At 67.9% G+C, this 15,443-nt stretch carries 16 protein-coding genes; 9 read left to right on the forward strand and 7 right to left on the reverse strand.

Annotation, left to right across the window (positions count from 1 at the left end; genetic code table 11):
* Positions 1-74: 74 nt before the first annotated feature.
* Positions 75-1,085: a LacI family DNA-binding transcriptional regulator gene (locus ACXYX3_RS17015; RefSeq protein ID WP_241206015.1), complete on the reverse strand. Its 1,011-nt coding sequence runs from the start codon at positions 1,083-1,085 to the stop codon at positions 75-77.
* Between the two features lie 165 nt (positions 1,086-1,250).
* Here ACXYX3_RS17015 and ACXYX3_RS17020 point away from each other — a divergent pair, with 165 nt between their 5' ends.
* Genes ACXYX3_RS17020 through ACXYX3_RS17035 form a run of 4 tightly spaced genes read left to right on the forward strand, consistent with a single transcriptional unit; the run spans position 1,251 to position 5,246 of the window.
* Positions 1,251-2,405 (forward strand): phytanoyl-CoA dioxygenase family protein, encoded by a 1,155-nt coding sequence (locus ACXYX3_RS17020; protein ID WP_458608314.1) that lies wholly within the window; start codon positions 1,251-1,253, stop codon positions 2,403-2,405.
* Positions 2,402-3,418: a Gfo/Idh/MocA family protein gene (locus tag ACXYX3_RS17025; RefSeq protein WP_458608315.1), complete on the forward strand. Its 1,017-nt coding sequence runs from the start codon at positions 2,402-2,404 to the stop codon at positions 3,416-3,418. Before ACXYX3_RS17020 ends, ACXYX3_RS17025 begins: the two co-directional genes overlap by 4 nt.
* Positions 3,415-4,287: a sugar phosphate isomerase/epimerase family protein gene (locus ACXYX3_RS17030; RefSeq protein WP_458608316.1), complete on the forward strand. Its 873-nt coding sequence runs from the start codon at positions 3,415-3,417 to the stop codon at positions 4,285-4,287. The genes ACXYX3_RS17025 and ACXYX3_RS17030 overlap by 4 nt, the downstream gene beginning before the upstream one ends.
* Positions 4,284-5,246 carry a Gfo/Idh/MocA family protein gene (locus ACXYX3_RS17035; RefSeq protein ID WP_458608317.1) on the forward strand — a complete coding sequence of 321 codons (963 nt, stop codon included), beginning with the start codon at positions 4,284-4,286 and terminating at the stop codon, positions 5,244-5,246. Before ACXYX3_RS17030 ends, ACXYX3_RS17035 begins: the two co-directional genes overlap by 4 nt.
* A gap of 10 nt (positions 5,247-5,256) precedes the next feature.
* On the opposite strand, the gene ACXYX3_RS17040 is transcribed toward ACXYX3_RS17035, so the two are convergent.
* The 5 genes from ACXYX3_RS17040 to ACXYX3_RS17060 all read right to left on the reverse strand — a co-directional run bounded on the left by ACXYX3_RS17040 (position 5,257) and on the right by ACXYX3_RS17060 (position 8,917).
* Positions 5,257-5,406 (reverse strand): hypothetical protein, encoded by a 150-nt coding sequence (locus tag ACXYX3_RS17040; protein ID WP_241206010.1) that lies wholly within the window; start codon positions 5,404-5,406, stop codon positions 5,257-5,259.
* Positions 5,407-5,501: 95 nt separating this feature from the next.
* A complete protein-coding gene (locus ACXYX3_RS17045; protein WP_458608318.1) occupies positions 5,502-5,981 on the reverse strand; it encodes an SRPBCC family protein in 480 nt (159 codons plus the stop codon).
* 62 nt (positions 5,982-6,043) lie between these two features.
* Positions 6,044-6,868, reverse strand: coding sequence for an ATP-binding cassette domain-containing protein (locus ACXYX3_RS17050; protein WP_458608319.1), 825 nt, complete (start codon positions 6,866-6,868; stop codon positions 6,044-6,046).
* A gap of 4 nt (positions 6,869-6,872) precedes the next feature.
* Positions 6,873-7,931 carry an ABC transporter permease gene (locus tag ACXYX3_RS17055; protein WP_241206007.1) on the reverse strand — a complete coding sequence of 353 codons (1,059 nt, stop codon included), beginning with the start codon at positions 7,929-7,931 and terminating at the stop codon, positions 6,873-6,875.
* Positions 7,928-8,917, reverse strand: a complete 990-nt coding sequence (locus tag ACXYX3_RS17060) for a substrate-binding domain-containing protein (protein WP_241206006.1) — start codon at positions 8,915-8,917, stop codon at positions 7,928-7,930. The genes ACXYX3_RS17055 and ACXYX3_RS17060 overlap by 4 nt, the downstream gene beginning before the upstream one ends.
* 171 nt (positions 8,918-9,088) lie before the next feature.
* On the opposite strand from ACXYX3_RS17060, the gene ACXYX3_RS17065 reads away from it, so the two are divergent.
* The gene (locus tag ACXYX3_RS17065; protein ID WP_458612125.1) at positions 9,089-9,871 is read left to right on the forward strand and encodes a TIM barrel protein; all 783 of its coding nucleotides are present in this window, start codon (positions 9,089-9,091) and stop codon (positions 9,869-9,871) included.
* A 4-nt stretch (positions 9,872-9,875) separates the two neighbouring features.
* Here ACXYX3_RS17065 and ACXYX3_RS17070 read toward each other — a convergent pair whose 3' ends face one another.
* Positions 9,876-10,607 carry a GntR family transcriptional regulator gene (locus ACXYX3_RS17070; RefSeq protein ID WP_241206043.1) on the reverse strand — a complete coding sequence of 244 codons (732 nt, stop codon included), beginning with the start codon at positions 10,605-10,607 and terminating at the stop codon, positions 9,876-9,878.
* A 149-nt stretch (positions 10,608-10,756) separates the two neighbouring features.
* On the opposite strand from ACXYX3_RS17070, the gene iolC reads away from it, so the two are divergent.
* Genes iolC through iolD form a run of 4 tightly spaced genes read left to right on the forward strand, consistent with a single transcriptional unit; the run spans position 10,757 to position 15,411 of the window.
* Positions 10,757-11,722 carry a 5-dehydro-2-deoxygluconokinase gene (gene iolC, locus ACXYX3_RS17075; protein WP_458608320.1) on the forward strand — a complete coding sequence of 322 codons (966 nt, stop codon included), beginning with the start codon at positions 10,757-10,759 and terminating at the stop codon, positions 11,720-11,722.
* On the forward strand, positions 11,715-12,599 hold the full coding sequence (locus ACXYX3_RS17080; RefSeq protein ID WP_458608321.1) for a Cgl0159 family (beta/alpha)8-fold protein: 885 nt from the start codon (positions 11,715-11,717) through the stop codon (positions 12,597-12,599). Before iolC ends, ACXYX3_RS17080 begins: the two co-directional genes overlap by 8 nt.
* On the forward strand, positions 12,596-13,465 hold the full coding sequence (gene iolB / locus ACXYX3_RS17085) for a 5-deoxy-glucuronate isomerase (RefSeq protein ID WP_458608322.1): 870 nt from the start codon (positions 12,596-12,598) through the stop codon (positions 13,463-13,465). Before ACXYX3_RS17080 ends, iolB begins: the two co-directional genes overlap by 4 nt.
* Positions 13,466-13,467: 2 nt before the next feature.
* A complete protein-coding gene (gene iolD, locus ACXYX3_RS17090; RefSeq protein WP_458612126.1) occupies positions 13,468-15,411 on the forward strand; it encodes a 3D-(3,5/4)-trihydroxycyclohexane-1,2-dione acylhydrolase (decyclizing) in 1,944 nt (647 codons plus the stop codon).
* The last annotated feature ends 32 nt before the right edge of the window (positions 15,412-15,443 follow it).

Below are 15,443 nucleotides of genomic sequence, written 5' to 3' on the forward strand. Positions count from 1 at the left end.
TTTCGTCACGTTAGGGGGGCCGCGCCGGGCCCCGGCGAGTCTCTTCGAAAAGGTTACCGATCAGTAGCGATCAGCTAGCACTGCGCGGGCAGGTTGAAGGGCGTGATGACCTGGATGGGTACTGGCCGAGCGACCTCGGCCGGCAAAGCACCGCGCTCGTGCAGGATCAGCCGAAGGGCCAGCCTGGCGTCGGCGCGCAGATCGTTGTGCAGGACCGCCGACAGCTTGCCTTCGCCCAGCAGGCGGCGATTGTCGGCGTCGAGATCGTGCGCGACGAAGACCCGGCAGCGGCGACCGAGCTTCTCGAACGCCGCGACCGTGGCGACGTTGCCGCCCCCGACGGAGTACACGGCCTCGATCCCGGGATTGGCCGTGAGCGCCTCCAGCACCAGCCGCTCGTTGCTCGCGTCGATGCCGTCGCTGCCGCTGACCTCCACGATGGTGCGGCCGGACGCACGCAGCGCCGACCGGAAGCCGACCTCACGCTCTCCCTCGCCGCGGAACACCGCGCGACTGAGCGTGATCAGCACGTCCGATGGCGATTCCCCGAGCCACTGTTCCATCAGGTAGGCCGCCGTGACCCCGGCGCCGTGGTTGTCGATGCCCACGTAGGCGCCGCGCGCGCTGGCGGGGATGTCGGTCGTGTAGGTGACGACCGGAACCCCCGACTCCACCAGCCGGTCCACCGCGTCGGCGACCTGAGGCTCGTCCTGCGCCTTGAGGATCACGCCGTGGCTGCCGCGAATCCGGCCCAGGGTGTCGACCATCTGCGCCGTGGAGCCGGCCTCCCAGAGATGGAAGCGGGCCCGCAGCATCGCGGGGGCGAAGGCCGGCAATTCGGCTTCGACGGCGGCGCGGAAGGCGTCGGAGAACCGCCGCGGGGTCTGCATGACGACGTCGACGAGGTAGCGGCGACCGTTCAACCGCAGCTGGGCGCGCTGCTTGTCCAGGTCCGCGATCGCCTGCTGGACCTCGGCGATGGTGGTTTCCCGGACCCCGGGCCGGCGGTTGAGCACGCGGTCGACGGTCGCTTCACTCAGACCGCTCTGCTGGGCGATCTCCCGGATCTTGTACCGATGCGCCACCGATGCGCCCCTGTTTCTCCCGGCTTCTCCCGGCGAACAGACGCGGACTCGAGTGATTCTCCCCGCGTGTCGCTCGAGTTCATGTCTGTTCGCGGGCTGTGGTGAGGTGTTTTTGATGGGTTTTTGCCGTTGATTGCGGTGCCGATCACAGCAAGACTAACCGGCATGGCCACCTCCCTGCACCCTGCCGCATGGCTCGGCGAAGCGGACTGCGATCTCGACGAGTTCCGGGCGCAGGTCGAGCAGCAGACCGATCCCGCCGACTACCCGCACGCCCGCGAGGTGCGCAGCAATGTCCTCGTGTACTCGACGGATGTCACCTCCGACGATCGGCGCGCACTGCAGGCCGAAGTGATCCGCGCCCTCACCGACGGTCCGGGGGTGGTGGTGTTCGCCGGGGCTTTCACTCATGAGGTGGTGACACGGGCCAACGACGCGTTCTTCGCCATCGTCGAACAGGAGCGCCGCGGCGACCGCACCGCAGGGGATCACTTCGGTGCGCCCGGCGCCAACGACCGCATCTGGAATGCAGCGCAGAAGCTGGCGCTGCGCGATCCGCGGACATATGCCGAGTACTACGCCAATGACACGCTGGCGCTGGTGTGCCAGGCGTGGCTGGGCCCCCGCTACCAGGTCACCTCACAGGTCAACATCGTCAATCCCGGTGGTGCAGCCCAGGTTCCGCACCGGGACTATCACCTTGGCTTCGTTCCCGTCGAGCACCTGGAGCAGTACCCGGCCCACCTGCACCGCATGTCGCCGGTGCTGACCCTGCAAGGCGCCGTCGCGCACTGCGACATGCCTGTGGCCAGCGGCCCGACGATGCTGCTGCCGTTCTCGCAGCGCTTCGCCGGCGGCTACCTCGCGTTCCATCGCCCCGAGTTCATCGACTACTTCGCCCAGCACCACGTGCAGATTCCGCTACAGACCGGCGACGCGGTGTTCTTCAACCCCGCCCTCTATCACGGTGCGGGAGCGAACATCTCGGACGACATCCGCCGCATCGCGAACCTGCTGCAGATCAGCTCCCCGTTCGGGCGCGCGATGGAGGCGGTCGACCGCGCCGCGATGGTGCGCGCCGTGTACCCGCAACTCCGCCAGATGCGCGCCGCCGGCCGATCCGCACACGAGGTGCGCAACGTCGTGATCGCCACGGCCGAGGGCTACGCCTTCCCGACCAACCTCGACCGCGATCCCCCGGTCGGGGCACTGGCGCCCCGCAGCCAGGTCGACATCGTCCTCGACGCCCTGCACGACGACCTCACCGACGAACAGCTCGAGACCGCGCTGAACGACTACCACGATCGGAGAATGCCATGACCACCCTGGGTCTGATCGGCCTCGGCCGCATCGGCGCCTTCCACGCCGAGACCTTGACGAACCTGCCGACTGTCGACCGTCTCGTCGTCACCGACGAGCGGCCGCATGTCGTCGCCGAGGTCGCCACCAAATACGGTGCCACACCCGCGGATTCGGTCGCCGACCTGCTGGCGTCAGGGGTGGACGGCGTCGTCGTCGCGGCGGCGACTCCGGCGCACGCCGAGCTGGCGTTGGCCGCCGTCGAGAAAAGCCTGCCGACGTTCTGCGAGAAGCCGATCGCATCGACGGCGACCGAGAGCGCCCGCGTGGCCGACATCATCGCGCGCTCCGGAGTACCGGTCCAGGTGGGCTACCAACGGCGCTTCGACGCCGCGTTCGCCGCGGTCAAGCACTCCGTCGACACCGGTTCGCTGGGACTGCTGCACACGGTTCGCAGCACCACGATGGACCCCGCTCCCCCGCCCATGGACTACATCCGCGGATCCGGCGGCATCTTCCGCGACTGCGCCGTCCACGATTTCGACGCGATCCGCTGGGTCACCGGCCAGGAGGTCGTCGAGGTCTACGCCACCGGAAGCGTCCAGGGCGATCCACTGTTCGCGGAGTGCGGCGACGTCGACACCGCGGTGATCACCGTGCGTTTCGACGGTGGCGCCCTCGGCGTGGTCTCCGCAGCCCGCTACAACGGTCGTGGATATGACTGCCGTCTCGAGGTGCACGGTTTCGAGGACACGATGGTCGCCGGCTGGGATGACGGCGTCCCGGTCGTCAACGGCGACCCCGGCACCGCGTTCCCGACCGGTCAGCCACACCACTTCTTCATGGACCGATTCACCCAGGCGTTCCGGGCCGAGCTCGGCGCGTTCGTCGACGTCGTCGGTGGCGCCCCGATCCGAGGCGCAACCGTCGCCGACGCGGTCGAGGTCGCATGGATCGCCGAGGCCGCCACCGAATCCCTGAGGCGAGGCGCCCCGGTCACCATCGACTCGATCAAAAAGGAGGCACAGCGATGAAGCTCGCGGGAGCTCCGATTTCGTGGGGAGTGTGTGAGGTACCCGGTTGGGGGTATCAGCTCCCCCCGGACCGGGTGCTGGCGGAGATGGCCGGTGTCGGGCTCACCGCGACCGAACTCGGCCCTGAGGGCTTCCTCCCTTCGGACACCGCGGGGCTGGTTGCGACGCTCGAACGTTTCGGGCTGCAGTGCGTGGGCGGGTTCGTGCCCGTGGTGCTGTTCGACGAGACCCACGATCCGGTGGACGATCTCTGCGGACCCCTCGAGTCCCTGGTGGCCGGCGAGGCGGGCGTGGTCGTTCTCGCCGCAGCCACGGGTGCCGACGGCTACGACAGCCGTCCGGAGTTGACGCAGCGGCAGTGGGAGACACTGCTGACCAACCTGGACCGGCTCGCCGAGGTGGTCGCCGAACGCGGATTGACCGCGGTGCTGCATCCTCACGTCGGCACCATGGTGGAGAACCGCGCCGAAGTCGATCGCGTGCTCGCCGGCTCGCGGATCCCGTTGTGTCTGGACACCGGACATCTGCTCATCGGCGGTACGGATCCGCTCCAGCTGGCGCGGGAGGTGCCCGAGCGCATCCAGCACACCCATTTGAAGGACGTGAACGCCGCGTTGGCGGCGCGGGTGCAGTCCGGCGAGCTGACCTACACCGACGCAGTCGCCGCCGGCATGTACGTGCCGCTGGGTCAGGGCGATGTCGACATCGCCGGGATCGTGACGGCGTTGCAGGACAGCGGGTTCGACGGGTGGTACGTGATGGAACAAGACACCATCCTGACCGGGGCACCCGAGGGCGACGGACCATTGGCCGACGTCCGTGCGAGCGTGGCCTTCGTGACGGAAGTCGTCGCGGGCGTCACGGCGTGAGCCTGCGGATCGGCGTTCTCGGCGCATCGCGCATCGCCGAGAACGCGATCGTCGGACCGGCCCGCGAACTGGGCCACCGTCTGGTCGCGGTCGCGGCCCGAGACCCGTTGCGCGCGCGCATCTTCGCCGAGAAGTACGGCGTCGAGCGGGTGCTCACGTCCTATCAGGAAGTGGTCGACGACCCCGAAGTGGACGTCATCTACAACCCGTTGGCGAATGCCCTGCACGCGCCGTGGAACCTGGCCGCAGTGGATGCGGGCAAGCCGGTGCTCACCGAGAAGCCGTTCGCCCGGGACCGTGCCGAGGCGGCCCGCGTGGCGGCGGCCGCAGAGGCGGCGGGCGTCACGGTCATGGAGGGCTTTCACTACCTGTTCCACCCGGTGATGCGCCGTGCACTCGAGCTGGCCCACGACGGGACCCTCGGTGAGCTCAGGCGCATCGAGGTCGCCATGGGGATGCCCGAGCCGGCGGCGAACGATCCGCGGTGGTCACTGGACATGGCCGGCGGAGCACTGATGGACCTGGGGTGCTACGCGCTGCACATCATGCGCCGCTTCGGATCACCGCAGGTGGTGTCCGCGACCGCGGTGCAGCGCACTCCCGGCGTCGATGAACGATTCGACGCCGAGTTCGTGTTCGATTCGGGCACAACGGGATTCACGCGGAACTCGATGGTCGACGACGAGTACTCGTTCACCCTGCGGGTGATCGGGTCACGCGGAGACGTGCTGGTGCACGATTTCATCAACCCGCGCCGCGACGACGGCCTCACGATCACCACCGAGCGCGGAGAAACCGTGGAGCACCTGGGCACTCGAGCGTCCTACACCTACCAACTGGAGGCGTTCGCGGCCCATGTCGAACGGGGAGACGCCCTGCCGGTGGATCTCGCCGACGCGGTGGCGAACATGGCCCTGATCGACGAGGCCTACCGCGCCGCGGGTATGTCTCCGCGCTGAGCAGCGTTCGTCAGTCGCGAGCGGGCTGACCCGCGCCCGCTGCGCGCCTTTCATGCCAGCGCAGCCGCAACATCAGCAGGCCGCGGTGCGCGCGCCATCCCGCCGACAGCGGATCACGCCACGCCGGAGTACCCACCGGTGCCTCGAGTTCCCTGTCCATGAGCTCCATTGTGCCGTGACGAGGCGGCTCGGGCTCGCCGCGGCGAGCAGCGAAACGGTGTCGATCGTGTGAATGTTCATAAAGCGCCGGGTGGCTCAGTGCCCGTCGTAGAACCGCTCCGCCAGCCCGGCCAGGGTGGATTCGATGCCTTGGGCGTTCTTGTTGTGGTAGCCCATCAACTCGATCGCGATCGGCAGCTTGGCGGTGGAGTAGTCGAACGTCTCGGTCACCTTGGTCACTCCCGGCCCGACGGCGGCGAGTTCCCAGCGCCAGCGGTGACCGAGCGGGTGCTGCCATTCGACGAGCTGGTCGTCCTCGACGGCGGTGGCACGAGACGTGATCGCGTAGGGCACGCCGAACTGCTTCATCCCGACGGTGAACTTGTCGCCCTTCTGCAGCCGGTGCGGCCCCTTCACCTGGGTGTCGCGCACGGTGCCCGATCCGTCGATCTCGTGATGGCGGTGCGGGTCGACCAGCAACGCGAAGATCTCTGCCGCAGGGGCGCTGACCTGCACACTGCGGCTCACGGTGTGGCGGCCGGCATCTTCTTTCTTGACCGGTGTCGTGGTAGCCATGAGCCGTTCATACCCGTCAGCTCCGCCGGTCAATCGACCGGCGGAGCATCGGGTCGCCCACGTCAGCCCTTCGCGCCGCGCAGCTCGTGGGACAGCGCCTCGAGTTCGTCGCCGCCCGCCATCTCCTGGGTCAGGTGCTCGAGCGTGATGTCCTGATAGGTGCAGTCGAGCTTCTGACGACCGCGGTTGAGAAGGACGAAATGGTCCCCCACCATGTGGGCGTGGTGCGGGTTGTGCGTGATGAACACCACGCCGAACCCCGCCTCCTTGGCGGCGGTGATGTATTTGAGCACCACCCCGGACTGCTTGACCCCCAGCGCCGCGGTGGGCTCGTCGAGGATCAGCACCCGCGCGCCGAAGAACACGGCCCGGGCGATCGCCACGCACTGGCGCTGGCCACCCGACAGCGAGCCGATGGGCACGTCGACGTCCGGCAGGTCGATACCCATCTTCGACAGCTCGGTCAGTGTGGTGGCCCGCATCGCGTTGGCGTCCAAGGTGAACGGAAACGACCTGCGCCGCAGTTCCTGGCCGAGGAAGAAGTTGCGCCACACCGGCATCAGCGGCACGACGGCCAGGTTCTGGTACACGGTGGCGATGCCCTTGCCCAGCGCCTCGGCCGGCGAGCTGAACTTCGTCGGCTCACCGTCGACGAGCAGCTCGCCCTCGGTCTGCTGGTGCAGCCCGGCGATGATCTTGATCAAGGTCGATTTGCCGGCGCCGTTGTCGCCGAGGATTCCGGTCACCTCGCCGGCGTGCACCCGCAGACAGATGTCTTTGAGAGCGGTGATGTTGCCGTAGGACTTGCCGACGTTGCGCAGCTCGACCAGCGGCACCTTGCCGCCGGAGGGGGTGTCACTGCTGGGCTTTTCCATCGAGATCGTCATCTGGTCACTTCTTTGCGGCGTAGTTGCGGAAGGCGTTGTTGGCGATCACCGCGAACAGCAGCATCGCGCCCAGGAAGAACTTGAACCAGTCCGGATCCCAACCGGCGTACACGATGCCCTGGTTCGTCATGCCGAAGATGAACGCGCCGATCGCGGCGCCGACGGCCGTGCCGTAGCCGCCGGTGAGCAGGCAGCCACCGATGACCGCGGCGATGATGTAGAAGAACTCGTTGCCGATGCCCTGGCCGGACTGCACGGTGTTGAACGCGAACAGCAGGTGCATGCCGACGAACCAGGCGCAGAAGCCGACGAACATGAACAGGCCGATCTTGACCTTGGTGACCGGAACGCCCACGGCGCGTGCGCTGTCGGCGTCACCACCGACGGCGAAGATCCAGTTGCCGATCCGCGTCTTGAACAGCACCCAGGTCGCGATCGCGGTGAAGACGAGCCACCACACCACGGTGATGCGGATGCTGACACCGAACAGCGTGAACGACGAGGCGAACACCTTCTGCGCCGAGTCGAAGCCGGCCATGTCGCTGACGCTCTGCGTGGCCACCTGTCCGGCGACCAGCTTCGTGACGGCCAGGTTGATGCCGGCCAACATGAAGAAAGTGCTCAGGGTGATCAGGAAGCTGGGGATCTTCGTCCGCATCACCAGCCAGCCGTTGAAGAAGCCGACGACCAGCGCGAGGATCAGGGCCAAAGCCGCACCCACCCACAGATTGAGGTGCAGGTTGTAGGCCAGCATCGACGCGGCGAGCGAGCTGAACGTGACCGCGACACCCGACGACAGGTCGAACTCACCGCCGATCATCAGCAGCGCGACACCGCAGGCCATGATGCCGATGGTCGAGCTGGCGTAGAGCACGGTGGCCAGGGACGCCGCCTCGCGGAACGGTCCGGCGACGACCAGGAAGAAGACGAAGATCCCGATCGCGCCGATGCCGGCGCCCATCTCCGGCCGAATCAGGATGCGCTGCATCCGGTTTCGTTCCTTGACGCGTTCGTCGCGCACCACCGTGTGGCCGCCGACGTCGAGCGCCTCCTTCGTGGTCATCGGGTCCCGCCCTTCGCATAATCGGCCACCGCGTCGATGTTCGACTTGTCGATGAACGCGGGCCCGGTCAGCGTCGGCTGCCCGCCGCCGATCACGTTGCCGTTGGTCAGGTACAGCCACAGCGAGTCGACGGCGAGGTAGCCCTGCAGGTAGGGCTGCTGGTCGATGGCCCACTGGACGGTGCCGTCCTGAATCGCCCCGACGAGGGCGGCGTTGGTGTCGAAGGTGCCGATCTTGGCCTTGCTGCCGGCGTTTCCTGCCGACTGCACCGCGGTCAGCGCGAACGGGGCGCCCAGGGTGACGACGTAGTCGACGGCCGGGTCCTGCTGCAGCTTGGCGGTGATGGTCGACTCGACCGACGGCATGTCCTTGCCGTTGACGTTGAGTGTCTCGGTGGCAGGGAACTTGTCCTTGACGCCGGCGCAGCGGGATTCCAGCCCGACGTGACCCTGCTCCTGGATCACGCAGATCGCCTTCGTGGCACCGTCGGCCGTCAGGCGCTCACCCACGGCCTGGCCGGCGATGAACTCGTCCTGGCCGAAGAACTCCTTGACGCCCATGCCCTTCCAGGCGTCCGCGCCGGCGTTGAAGGCCACCACCGGAATGCCCTTGCCCTCGGCGGCTTTGACCGCGGCCTGCATGGCGTCGGGTTTGGCCAGCGTCACCGCGATGCCGTCGACGCCGCTGTCCACCGCGTTCTGCACGAGGTTGGCCTGGCCCGGCGCTTCCGGATCATTGGAGTAGCGCAGCTCGATGTTGTCCTTCTTGGCCGCGGTTTCCGCGCCCTTGCGGATCAGATCCCAGAACGAGTCGCCCGGCACCTCGTGGGTGATCATCGCGATGGTCTTGCGCGGGGTGTCGACGGTGCCCCCGCCGCCACCGCCCTCGCCCGAGCTGGCGGGCTTTCCGCCCGTCGACGAGCACGCCACGAGTCCGATCGCCAGAACGCCGGTCCCGGCGAGCGTCGCGAGCCGCTTGAACGTCATCACATCTCCTTGTCATCCAGGTCTCCCGGCGCCGGGCGTCTCGAAGTGCCGCGCGCCACGCCACTGGATTGATGTAATACGGCTCACAGCCGAAAGTCAACACTTTGTCCTGACATTAGGACTGCATGTCATAGTGTGGGCACTCCTGCCCCACGACGAAAGGCCGCCGCGATGGGTTTCCAGCTGTCGGTATGTGCGGAGATGGTGTTCCGCGATCACCCGATCACCGAGCGGGTCAAGCGGATTCACGAGCGCGGCTTCGCCGTGGAGATCTGGAGCTGGCACGACAAGGACCTCGCCGCGCTGGCTCGCACCGGGGCGACGTTCACCTCGATGACCGGCTATCTGCAGGGCGATCTCATCGACCCGGCGAGCTGCGGCGACGTCGTGCGCACGGCACGGCAGAGCATCGACGCCGCGGCGACTCTCGGCGTCACGCGGCTGAACGTGCACACCGCCGAACTGGTCGACGGGCAGGCGGCACGTCCTCGCGGACGGGCCACGGGACAGATGTGGCTGACCGCTGCGCGCACTCTGCAGCGCCTCGGCGAGCTCGGCGCCGCTGCGGGCGTGACGTTCGTGGTGGAGAACCTGAACACCATCGTCGACCACCCTGGCGTGCCCCTGGCGCGCGCCAAAGACGTTCTCGCGCTGGTCGACGACGTGGCCCACCCCAACGTGAAGATGATGCTCGACCTGTATCACGCCCAGATCGGCGAGGGGAATCTGATCGAATTGCTGCGCCGCTGTGGTGACGCGATCGGCGAGATCCAGGTGGCCGACGTGCCGGGACGCTGCGAGCCCGGCACCGGCGAGATCAACTACCCGGCCGTGGCCCGAACGCTACGGGACATGGGGTACACCGGAACCATCGGCATGGAAGCGTGGGCGTCAGGCGCCGGCGACGCGGGCAGCGAGGCGGCCCTCGCGGCCTTCCGTACCGCGTTCGCCTGACGGCTCAGCGGTCGACGACCGTGGTGTCGAAGTAGTAACGCGACGCCCGATAGCCGTGATTACCGAACTCGACCGCGGCGCCGGAATCGTCGAATGCGGTGCGCGCCATCGTCAACAGCGGCGCATTCGGTTTCTCGTCCAGCAAGTGCGCCTCGGCGCGGGTGGCACCGCGGGCGCCGATTCGCTGGCGCGCCAACCGGATGTGCACGCCGCGCGCCCGCAACGACTGATACAGCCCGCTCTTCTCCAGTTCCTCGGCGTCGGGGGCGATGTCGACGGGCAGGTAGTTGGTCATCACGGCCAGCGGCTCGCCGTTCGCGCACCGCAGCCGGTGGATCGAGACGACCTCGCGGTCATGCGTGAGGTTCAGTTCGCGTGCGACGTCCTCGTCCGGGGGCCCGACGCGGTAGTCCAACAACGTGGTGCTCGGCTCCTGTCCGGCGCGCGCGAGATCGTCGAACAGACTGGTCAATTCGACGCGGCGATGAACGGGATTCTGAACCACCTGGGTGCCGACGCCGCGTTTGCGGACGAGCAGACCCTTGTCGACGAGCTCCTGGATGGCCCGCCGCGTCGTCGGCCGCGACAGCGCCAGCCGCTTGGCCAACGCGAGCTCGTTCTCGAAGCGGTCCCCCGGAGCGAGTTCGCCGTCGCGGATCGCAGCCTCGATTGCCTGCGCGAGCTGGTAGTAGAGGGGCACAGGACTCGACCTGTCGAGCTCCACGGTCAGCGGCACGTCGACTCCGATCTCGAGTTTGCCGGATGCCGGAAGCCTAACATCGAATGCCACAAAGATAGAATGTCAGGACAAAGTATTGACTTTCTGTAGTGAGCCGGGGCACAGTCGAAGCCAGCCACCCACACCCTTCTCGTCGGAGTGACTTGATGACTTCTTCCTACGACGTCCTCGCCATCGGGCGCAGCGGCGTCGACGTGTACCCACTGCAGACCGGCGTCGGCCTCGAGGACGTCGAGACCTTCGGCAAGTTCCTCGGAGGCAGCGCGGCCAACGTCGCCGTCGCCGCGGCCCGGCTCGGCAACCGCACCGCGCTGATCTCGGGAGCGGGCGATGATCCGTTCGGCCGGTTCGTGCGCGCCGAACTCGAACGCCTGGGTGTCGACAACCGCTTCGTCGCCACCCACGACCGATTCCCGACCCCGGTCACCTTCTGTGAGATCTTCCCGCCCGACGATTTCCCGCTGTACTTCTACCGCAAGCCGAGCGCACCCGATCTGCAGATCACCGTCGACGACATCGACGTCGACGCCGTGCGCGACGCGCGGCTGTTCTGGGCGACCGTGACCGGCCTGTCCGAAGAGCCGAGCAGGAGTGCACATTTCGCTGCCCTCGCGGCACGCGACCGCAAACTGCTGACGGTGCTCGATCTCGACTACCGGCCGATGTTCTGGGACTCCCCCGCCGCTGCCTCCGAGCAGGTCCGAGCGGCGCTGAGGCACGTCACCGTCGCCGTCGGCAACCGCGAGGAATGCGAGATCGCCGTCGGGGAATCCAATCCCCACAAAGCGGCCGACGCCCTGCTCGATCTGGGGGTGGAGCTCGCGATCGTCAAGCAGGGCCCCCGCGGTGTCCTCGGGAAGAGCCGCCGGACATCGGTGACCGTGCCGCCCAACGAGGTCGACGTCGTCAACGGCCTCGGCGCCGGCGACGCCTTCGGCGGAAGTCTGTGCCACGGGTTGCTGCACGACTGGCCGTTGGAGAAGACGTTGCGCTACGCGAACGCGGCCGGCGCCATCGTCGCCGGCCGGCTCGAGTGCTCGACCGCGATGCCGACGGCCGCCGAGGTCGCCGACCTGGCCGAACAGACAGCTACGGAGGCCGTCAATGTCTGACACCGCGGTGTGCGCCGACTATTCGGCGATCACGGAAGTGCGTGCCACCGACCCGGGTGCGGTCGCACGGGCCTGGCAGAGCCGGACCAGCCGGCCCACGGTGCGCGGCAACGGCCGCCTGATGATCGTGGCGGCCGACCATCCGGCCCGCGGCGCGCTGGCTGTCGGGTCCCGCCCGACCGCGATGAACAGCCGCACCGATCTGCTCGACCGCCTGCGCGCAGCGCTGGCCGACCCGGGTGTGGACGGGGTGCTGGCCACCGCCGACATCCTCGATGACCTCCTGCTGCTGGGCGCGCTCGAGGACAAGGTCGTGTTCAGCTCGTTCAACCGCGGCGGACTGGCCGGCTCGTCGTTCGAACTCGACGACCGGATGACCGGCGCCACTGCGGCGTCCACCGCGGCCGCGCGGATGAACGGCGGAAAGATGCTGTGTCGCATCGATCTCGACGATCCGGGCACCGTCGCGACATTGGCCGCCTGCGCGCAGGCGGTCGACGAGCTCGCCGCCCACGGCCTGATCGCGATGCTCGAGCCGTTCATGTCGTCGCGGGTCGACGGCAAGGTCCGCAACGACCTGTCGCCGGACGCGGTGATCAAATCGGTGCACATCGGCCAGGGGCTGGGCTCGACGTCGGCCTACACGTGGATGAAGCTGCCCGTCGTCGACGAGATGGACCGGGTGATGGAGTCGACCACCATGCCCACCCTGCTGCTGGGCGGGGACCCGACGGATCCCGACGAAGCATTCGCGAGTTGGGAGAAGGCGCTGGCCCTACCCTCGGTGCGCGGCCTGATCGTCGGGCGCACCCTGCTCTACCCGCCCGACGACGATGTCAGCTCGGCCGTCGCGACCGCGGTGGCGATGGTCCGATGAACTCCACGCTCTACATTCCCGCGGGCAGCGCCGAGGCACCGTTCACCGTCGCGATCACACCCGAAGACGCCGGCTGGGCCGAATCCTCCCTGCACGTGGTCGATCTCGGCGACGGCACCGAGGTGTCACTGACCACCGACGGCACCGAGGTGATGATCCTGCCGCTCGCCGGCGCCGCGACCGTCGACTGCGACGGTGAGGTGTTCCCACTGTCGCCGCGGGTCTCGGTGTTCGACGGCCCCGCCGACATGGTCTATCTCGGTGTCGGGCGGCAGTACACGCTCGCGGGCCGCGGCCGCATCGCGATCTGCGGGGCGCGGGCATCGACGTCGTTCCCCAACCGGCGGGTGGCCGCCGCCGACGTGCCGGTCGAGCTGCGGGGCGCGGGCAACTGCAGCCGGCAGGTGCACAATTTCGGCACCGCAACGGCATTCGAGGCCGATTCGCTGATCGCGTGCGAGGTGATCACCCCCGGCGGCAACTGGTCGAGCTACCCGGCTCACAAACACGACGAGAACACCGATGTCGAGACCCAGCTCGAGGAGATCTACTACTTCGAGATCGACGACAGTCCCGCCGGCACGCCGGGTTTCGGATACCACCGGGTGTACGGGACCCCGCAGCGCCCCATCGAGGTGCTCGAGGAGGTCCGCACCGGTGACGTCGTTCTGGTTCCGCACGGTTACCACGGGCCGTCCATCGCCGCGCCGGGCCACCACATGTACTACCTCAACGTGATGGCCGGCTCCGGCCCGAACCGGGCCTGGCTGATCTGCGATGACCCCGCCCACACCTGGCTGCGTGCCAGTTGGGAGCACCAGCAGATCGATCCCCGTCTTCCGTTCACCCCGAGCAGAGGAGAGTGACCGTGGTCTCCACCGCGCCCAAGTCGGCAGACAAGCTCGCCGACACCGAGCCGACCGTGCGCCTGACCGTCGCCCAGGCGACGGTGCGCTTCCTGGCCAACCAGTACGTCGAGCGAGATGGGCAGCGGCACAAGTTCTTCACGGGGTGCCTGGGAATCTTCGGCCACGGCAACGTCGCCGGTGTCGGACAGGCGCTGCTGCAGGACGAGATCGACGCCCACGAGCGCGGGGCCGAACCCGGGCTGAAGTACGTGCTCGGCCGCAACGAACAGGCCATGGTCCACACCGCTGTCGCCTACGCCCGTCAGCAGGACCGGTTGCAGGCATGGGCCGTCACGGCCAGCATCGGCCCGGGATCGACGAACATGCTGACCGGCGCCGCCCTGGCCACCATCAACCGGCTGCCCGTCCTGCTGCTGCCGTCCGACACGTTCGCCACCCGCGTGAGTTCGCCTGTGCTGCAGGAGTTGGAGCTGCCCGCCAGCGGCGACGTGACGGTCAACGACGCGTTCAAGCCGCTCTCCCGCTACTTCGACCGGGTGTGGCGCCCCGAACAACTGCCTTCGGCGCTGCTCGGCGCGATGCGGGTGCTCACCGATCCCGCCGAGACGGGCGCCGCGACGGTGTCGCTGCCGCAGGACGTACAGGCCGAGGCTCACGACTGGCCGGAATCGCTGTTCGCCGAGCGCACCTGGCACATCGCCCGCCCACTGCCCGAACGTTCGGTGATCGCCCGGGCCGCCGATGTGATCCGCTCGGCACGCACACCTCTGATCGTGGCCGGCGGCGGGGTCATCTACTCGGGCGCAAACGATGCGCTGGCTGCATTCGCCGCGCAGACCGGCATCCCGGTGTGCGAAAGCCAGGCGGGTAAGGGATCTCTGCTCCACGAACATCCGCAATCGGTGGGTGCCGTCGGCTCCACCGGCACGACCGCGGCCAACGCGCTGGCCGCCGACGCGGATGTCGTCATCGGGATCGGCACGCGTTACAGCGATTTCACCTCGGCATCACGCACCGCCTTCAACAACCCCGATGTGCGGTTCGTCAACATCAACGTCACGTCTTTCGACGCCGTCAAGCAGGGTGGCATCAGCGTGGTCGCTGACGCGCGAGAGGCGCTCGAGGCGCTGGCCGATGCGGTCGGCACGTACACGGTCGACGACGAATACCGTTCCCGTACAACCGAATTGATGGCGGAGTGGAACGACACGGTGTCGCAGGCCTATCGCACCTCCGACGATGTCGCGCTGAACCAGAACCAGGTCATCGGGCTCGTGAACACACTGTCGGATGCGCGTGACGTCGTCGTGTGCGCGGCCGGCTCGATGCCCGGGGACCTGCACAAGCTGTGGCGGATGCGCGACCGCAAGGGCTACCACGTCGAGTACGGCTACTCCTGCATGGGGTACGAGATCGCCGGCGGTATCGGGGTACGGATGGCCGCACCTGATCGCGACGTGTTCGTGATGGTCGGCGACGGCTCCTATCTGATGATGGCCACCGAGATCGTCACCGCCGTCCAAGAGGGCGTGAAGATCATCCCCGTCCTCGTGCAGAACCACGGTTTCGCCTCCATCGGCGGGCTCTCCGAGTCATTGGGTTCGCAACGCTTCGGCACGGCCTACCGCTACCGCGGACAGGACGGCCGGCTCGACGGCGACACCCTGCCCGTCGATCTCGCCGCGAACGCGGCGAGCCTGGGCGCCGACGTCATCAGGGTGGCGACGGCCGCCGAGTTCTCCGATGCCGTCAAGGTCGCCAAGGCCGCCGATCGCATCACCGTGATCCACGTCGAGACCGACCCGCGGGTCTACGCTCCCGACAGCCACTCCTGGTGGGACGTGCCGGTCAGCGAGGTGTCGTCGCTGGAGTCCACGCAGCAGGCCTACCAGCGTTATGCGGAGTGGAAGAAGGTCCAGCGGCCGCTGATCACTCCCTCCTGATCCCCGCCACCGGAACGTCACGGAGTCGATCG

This window comes from Mycobacterium sp. Panama NTM2 (assembly GCF_054355555.1).